The sequence below is a fragment of the Streptomyces sp. NPDC056948 genome (assembly GCF_042674225.1).
Classification (GTDB): Bacteria; Actinomycetota; Actinomycetes; order Streptomycetales; family Streptomycetaceae; genus Streptomyces; species Streptomyces purpurascens.
Map to the genome: position 1 here is coordinate 1 of NZ_JBHUQX010000510.1, position 5993 is coordinate 5993.

6 protein-coding genes are annotated in these 5993 nt (G+C 70.7%); 5 read left to right on the plus strand and 1 reads right to left on the minus strand.

Annotated features, from left to right (window positions below; all coding sequences use genetic code 11):
- Positions 1–55 precede the first annotated feature (55 nt).
- From ACFTZL_RS39700 to ACFTZL_RS39710, 3 genes are all read left to right on the plus strand, one after another.
- Entirely contained in the window at positions 56–922 is an 867-nt protein-coding gene (locus ACFTZL_RS39700) for an alpha/beta fold hydrolase (protein WP_382593836.1), read from the plus strand.
- Between the two features lie 39 nt (positions 923–961).
- On the plus strand, positions 962–1504 hold the full coding sequence (locus ACFTZL_RS39705) for a GNAT family N-acetyltransferase (protein ID WP_382593839.1): 543 nt from the start codon (positions 962–964) through the stop codon (positions 1502–1504).
- Between the two features lie 246 nt (positions 1505–1750).
- Positions 1751–1882, plus strand: coding sequence for a hypothetical protein (locus tag ACFTZL_RS39710; protein WP_095534071.1), 132 nt, complete (start codon positions 1751–1753; stop codon positions 1880–1882).
- 46 nt (positions 1883–1928) lie between these two features.
- Here the strand turns inward: ACFTZL_RS39710 and ACFTZL_RS39715 are convergent, their stop codons facing one another.
- Positions 1929–3497 (minus strand): purple acid phosphatase family protein, encoded by a 1569-nt coding sequence (locus ACFTZL_RS39715; protein WP_382593842.1) that lies wholly within the window; start codon positions 3495–3497, stop codon positions 1929–1931.
- Positions 3498–3615: 118 nt separating this feature from the next.
- Here ACFTZL_RS39715 and ACFTZL_RS39720 point away from each other — a divergent pair, with 118 nt between their 5' ends.
- Together ACFTZL_RS39720 and ACFTZL_RS39725 are read left to right on the plus strand one after the other, a co-directional pair.
- A complete protein-coding gene (locus ACFTZL_RS39720; RefSeq protein ID WP_184598610.1) occupies positions 3616–4659 on the plus strand; it encodes a 3-isopropylmalate dehydrogenase in 1044 nt (347 codons plus the stop codon).
- 243 nt (positions 4660–4902) lie between these two features.
- A complete protein-coding gene (locus ACFTZL_RS39725; protein ID WP_382593845.1) occupies positions 4903–5991 on the plus strand; it encodes a branched-chain amino acid aminotransferase in 1089 nt (362 codons plus the stop codon).
- The last annotated feature ends 2 nt before the right edge of the window (positions 5992–5993 follow it).

The window sequence follows — 5993 nt, forward strand, 5'->3', positions numbered from 1 at the left end:
GGCCGGGTCCTGCGACCCGGCCCGTCGGCGTATGCCGTCCGGCAGACTCCCGGGTATGGACGCGCGAACCGAGACGGTGACGACGGGCGACGGCGTACGGCTGTGGGCGGCGGCCTCGGGCCGGGGCACACCGCTGCTGCTGTCCCACGGCGGGCCCGGACTGTGGGACATGTTCGACGACGTCGCCGCTCTGCTCGGCGATCTGGCCACGGTGATCCGCTGGGACCAGCGCGGCTGCGGGCGGTCGGAGCCGTGCGACGGACCCTGGACCGTCGAGCGCTCCGTGGCCGATCTCGACGCCGTACGAGAGCACTTCGCACTGGAGCGGACGGTACTGCTGGGCCACTCCTGGGGCGCGCAACTGGCGTTGAGCTACGCGCTGGCGCACCCGGAGCGGGTGAGCGCGCTGGTGTACGTGTCCGGGACGGGCATCGGGCCGGCCTCGGACTGGCACGCCGCGTACCACGACAACCTCCTGACCCGGCTCGGCGAGCACCCTGAACGGCTCGCCCGCTGGCGGGAGTTGGAGAACCGGCCCGGACGGTCCCGCGAGGAGGAGCGCGAGAGCGCGATCCTGCAGTGGTCGAGCGAGTTCGAGGACCGCGAGCGTGCCCTGGACCACGCCGAGCGGATGGCGACCCCCTGGTACGGGATCAACGTCGCGTGCAACAGCGTGCTCAACGCCGACGCGAGGAGAGTCTGCGGCACCCCGGCCCTGTACGCCGCCTGCCGGGCCCTGGATGTGCCGGTGCTCATCGTCGACGGCGCCGGGGACATCCGGCCGCGCTCGGCGGTGGGCTCGCTGGAGCGGGCGGTCCCGCGTGTGACGCGTGTGGTGCTGCCGGAAGCCGGTCATCTGCCGTGGGTGGAGGATCCGCGGGGCTTCCGGGAGGCGGTGGCGGAGGGCCTCGGGCTCGGATAACCGGTCGAGAGCCGCCCGGTCCCTTCACATACTGGGCGGATGACCCTCCGCGTACGCACCGCCCACACCGCCGACCTCACCCCCGCCGACCTCGACGCCGTACGGGCCCTCCTGGACGCCGCGTTCGACGGCGACTTCGGCGACGAGGACTGGGACCACGGCCTCGGCGGCATGCACGCCCTCGTGCACGACGACTCCGGCCTCGCCGCGCACGGGGCGGTCGTGATGCGCCGGGTGGGGCACCGCGGGCGGTGGCTGCGCGCCGGGTACGTCGAGAACGTCGCCGTCCGCGCTGACGCCCGCCGCAGCGGCCTCGGCGGGCAGGTCATGGGCGAGCTGGAACGCGTCGTCGAGCGTGCCTACGACCTCGGGGCCCTGTCCGCCAGTGCGGACGGCGCCCGGCTCTACACCTCCCGCGGCTGGCGGCTGTGGCGCGGTGAGGTGCACGCCCTCAGCCCGGTGGAGGGCGTCGTCCGGCTGCCGGACGAAGAGGACAGCACCTATGTCCGGCCGGCCCTCGCCGGTGCGCTCGACCCCGCGCACGCATTGCTCTTCGACTGGCGCGACGGCGATGTGCTCTAGGAATCACCGCAGCTCAGCGCGGTGTGACGTAGTCCACCGTCTCAGATAGTAGGAAGTCCGAGTAATTGTGGAGACAGACGCTCCGGCCTCCCTTAGTTTTGTAGGAGCCGAACGTCTCGCTCGACCAAGCGAATGGCGGTCGTGAGCCGGGCCCCGTGCAGGCAACCCCTGCGGCACCGCTCCCCGCCTCTTCCGGCGTCTCGTATCTCTCTCTGCGCTCCATGCTGTCGAAGGAGTCGATTTCCCATGGCCGAGACGACCGTCCGCCGCCGAGTCCGCCACGCTTCCCGGACGAGCGAGTCCGACCGCAAGAACGCCGCCGCCGCGCTCCAGCGCGCCCTCGACCGCAGGGACAACGGCGGATCCACCGGCCACTGAGCCGCCCCCGGACCGGGAGCCGCCCGACGGGGCGCGGTGCGGGGCCTCACGCCCCGCGCCGCACCTCGAAGTGGTCGATCCGCTCACCGCTCGACGCCAGCGCCGACACCTTCAACTTCGGCGCGGCGCCGCTCTCCGCCTCCACGGAGAGGAACGAGAACCCGCGGTAGCGCACCCGCGACCACTGCACCGACTCCGCCTTCGTGTCCTGGGACTTGGTCCACCGGAACGTGGCGACGGACTCGTGGTCGGCGGTGTTCCCCTCGTAGCTCTCCTTCACCCCGTCCGGGAAGCCGTACAGCTCCTTGCCGCCGCCGCCCGCGGTGACGTACACGATCCCGTCCCGCCTGGGGTCCGTCGTTCCGCCGACGGGCACCGGCCTGCCCACCTCGCCGTTCTTGACGGCGTCGGTCCGCTCGTACACGTGGTTGTGCCCGTTGATCACCAGGTCCACCTCGTGCTTGGCGAACAGGGGCAGCCACTCGGCGCGTACCCCGCCGTCGGAGGCGTGCGTGGAGGTCGAGTACGCGCAGTGGTGGAAGTAGACGACGATGAAGTCGACGTCCTTCGCGGCCCTCAGCTCGCCGAGCTTCTTCTCCAGCCACTTCGTCTGCCTCCCCTCCGTGTAGCCGAGGTTGGCGGGGATCTCGTACGACACGTCGTTCGCGTCCAGCGCGACCACGCCGACGTTGCCGTACGTGAAGGCGTACACGCCCGGTGCCGTACGCGCGTCGAAGCCGCTGTCCGGCAGGGAGAAGCGGGCGAACTGGCCGCCGTAGCCGTCCGGCGAGTACCAGGCCTCCATGTCGTGGTTGCCGGTCGTCACCATCCACGGCACCGACCTGGCGACCGGCTCGGTCTGCTTGAGGAACCGGTCCCACTGCCCGGCGTCGAAGACGTCCGACTCCTTGCCCTTGCCGGTCGGGTCGGCGTAGCAGATGTCGCCGGCGTGCAGATGAAAGGCGGGGCTCTGGCGCAGCAGCAGACGGTCGTTGAGGGCCGCCTCCTCGCCGACGCCCTGGTCGCCGAACGCGGTGAACACGAACCGCTCCGGCGGGTTCGCGGGTGCCGTGCGGAAGGACGCGATGGTCGAGCGGTGCCCGGGGGACGCGGGGTCGAAGCCCTCGTGGCCGACGCCGTAGTAGTACGTGGTGTCCGGGCGCAGGCCGTCCAGTGCCGCGTGCAGGTAGTACTGCTCGACCGCCGCCCGTACGCCCTTCAGCTCCGGGGTGCGCAGATCGCGCAGCTCCGCCTCCACCTTGCGGCCGAGGTCGTCGGGGCGCGCGCCGACCCGGACGTACGGCTTCTTCACCGCGAGCGGCACCTGCCAGGAGATCCGCATCTGGGACTTCGGATCGGCGCCGAAGGAGAGATGGCGGCCGAAGGGGGTGATGAAGGAGCCGGGCGCCTTCGACGTGCTCGGCGACGGGTCCCTGGTCGCCGTGGCGCCCCCGGAGCCGGAGCCCGAGCAGCCGGTCAGCAGCCCGCTCGCCACCGCGCCGGCCGTCACCAGCGTGCGCCGCCGCGACAGGCGCGTCCGCAGATACTCGTACTGTTCCGCCATGCTCATCCGGTCCGCGAGCCGCCGGGGAATGCCGAAGTCGGGAGTCTCCATGAGAGTCAACTTCCCAGCAAGGCCCAACACCGGTCTGACATACGGGTGAACGAGGGGCGACGTGTCCGTATCGCGGACACCGCGTGTCATCCCATGGGACGAGGAGTAGGGTGCCCGCATGTCTCGCAGCATCAATCTCGCAGTGATCCCCGGTGACGGAATCGGCCAGGAGGTCGTGACCGAAGGGCTGAAGGTCCTCTCCGCCGTCCTTCCGCAGGATGTGAAGCTGGAGACCAAGGAGTACGACTTCGGCGCCCGGCGCTACCACGCCACCGGTGAGACCCTCACCGACGCCGACCTCGACGCCCTGAAGAAGCACGACGCCATCCTGCTCGGCGCGATCGGCGACCCGAGCGTGCCGTCCGGCGTCCTGGAGCGCGGCTTCCTGCTCAAGCTCCGCTTCGCCTTCGACCACCACGTCAACCTGCGCCCGTCGAAGCTGCTCCCGGGCGTCGCCACCCCGCTGGCCGGCGAGCCGGAGATCGACTTCGTCGTGGTCCGCGAGGGCACCGAGGGCCCGTACACCGGCAACGGCGGCACGATCCGCAAGGGCACCGAGCACGAGGTCGCCACCGAGGTCTCCGTGAACACGGCCTTCGGTGTGGAGCGTGTCGTGCGTGACGCGTTCGCCCGTGCGCAGGCCCGCCCGCGCAAGAAGCTGGCGCTGATCCACAAGAACAACGTGCTGACCTTCGCGGGTCACCTGTGGACGAACATCTTCAACAAGGTGGCCGAGGAGTTCCCCGAGGTCACCACCGAGTACATGCACGTGGACGCGGCGACGATCTACCTCGTCACGCAGCCCGAGCGCTTCGACGTCATCGTCACGGACAACCTCTTCGGCGACATCGTCACCGACCTCGCCGCGGCCGTCTCCGGCGGCATCGGCGTGGCGGCCTCCGGCAACATCAACCCGTCCGGAGACTTCCCGTCCATGTTCGAGCCCGTGCACGGCTCGGCCCCGGACATCGCCGGCCAGGGCAAGGCCGACCCGACCGCCACGGTGCTGTCGGTCGCCCTGCTCCTGCGCCACCTTGGCCACGAGGCCGAGGCCGACCGTATCGACGAGGCGGTCGCCGCCGACCTGTCGGAGCGCACGGGCAAGCCCGCCCGCTCCACCACGGAGATCGGCGACGCGCTCGCCGTACGAGTAGCCGGCTGACCCGCCGCTGCTTTTCGCAGAGCCGCCGGGTCGCATCCGCGCCCGGCGGCTTTCGCATGTTCCCGCCGGGTGCCACCATCGACCACCGGGTCGCATTCACCCCGTTCCTTCCGCCGCCGCCCACGGGCGATAATCGAACGCGAGGCCGCGGAATGAGGGAATGCTCGGACGTCCTAGCACTGGTCACATTCAGAGCAGTACCGAGCGCGGCCCGTCACTACAACCGGTGAAGGACATCAACCCATGACGACGCCCACGATCGAGCTCAAGCCCTCCGCCAACCCGCTCTCCGCCGCAGAACGCGAGGCGATCCTGGCCAACCCCGGGTTCGGCCGCCACTTCACCGACCACATGGTGACGATCAAGTGGACGGAAGGCCGCGGCTGGCACGACGGCCAGCTCGTGCCGTACGCGCCGATCTCCCTCGACCCCGCCACCACGGTCCTGCACTACGCGCAGGAGATCTTCGAGGGGCTGAAGGCCTACCGCCGCCCCGACGGGTCGGTCGCCACGTTCCGCCCGGAGAAGAACGCCGAGCGCTTCCAGCGTTCCGCGCGCCGGCTCGCGATGCCCGAGCTGCCGGTCGAGACGTTCATCGAGGCGTGCGACGCGCTGGTGAAGCAGGACAAGGCGTGGGTCCCGGCGCACGGCGGTGAGGAGTCCCTCTACCTGCGTCCGTTCATGATCGCGACCGAGGTCGGCCTGGGCGTGAAGCCGGCCAACGAGTACCTGTTCCTGGTCATCGCCTCCCCGGCCGGCGCCTACTTCCCGGGCGGCGTCAAGCCGGTCTCCATCTGGGTCTCCGAGGACCGCGTCCGCGCCGTCCCCGGCGGCATGGGCGACGCCAAGACGGGCGGCAACTACGCGGCGTCCCTGCTCGCGCAGGCCGAGGCCGCGACCAAGGGCTGCGACCAGGTCTGCTACCTCGACGCCGTCGAGCACACGTGGGTCGAGGAGCTGGGCGGCATGAACCTGTACTTCGTGTACGGGGACAGGATCGTCACGCCGTCGTTGACCGGGTCGATTCTGGAGGGCGTCACCCGGGACTCCCTGCTCGCCGTCGCCCGTGACCTCGGGTACGAGGCCGAGGAGGGCAGGGTCTCGGTCGACCAGTGGCAGCGGGACTCGGAGAACGGGTCTCTGACCGAGGTGTTCGCCTGCGGTACGGCCGCTGTGATCACGCCGGTCGGTACGGTGAAGCGGGCCGGGGTGGAGTGGAAGCAGAGCGGGGGAGAGCCGGGCGAGGTCACGCTCCGGCTCCGCCAGGCGCTGCTGGACATCCAGCGGGGTACGGCTCCTGACACGCACGGTTGGATGCACCCCCTGGGCTGAGT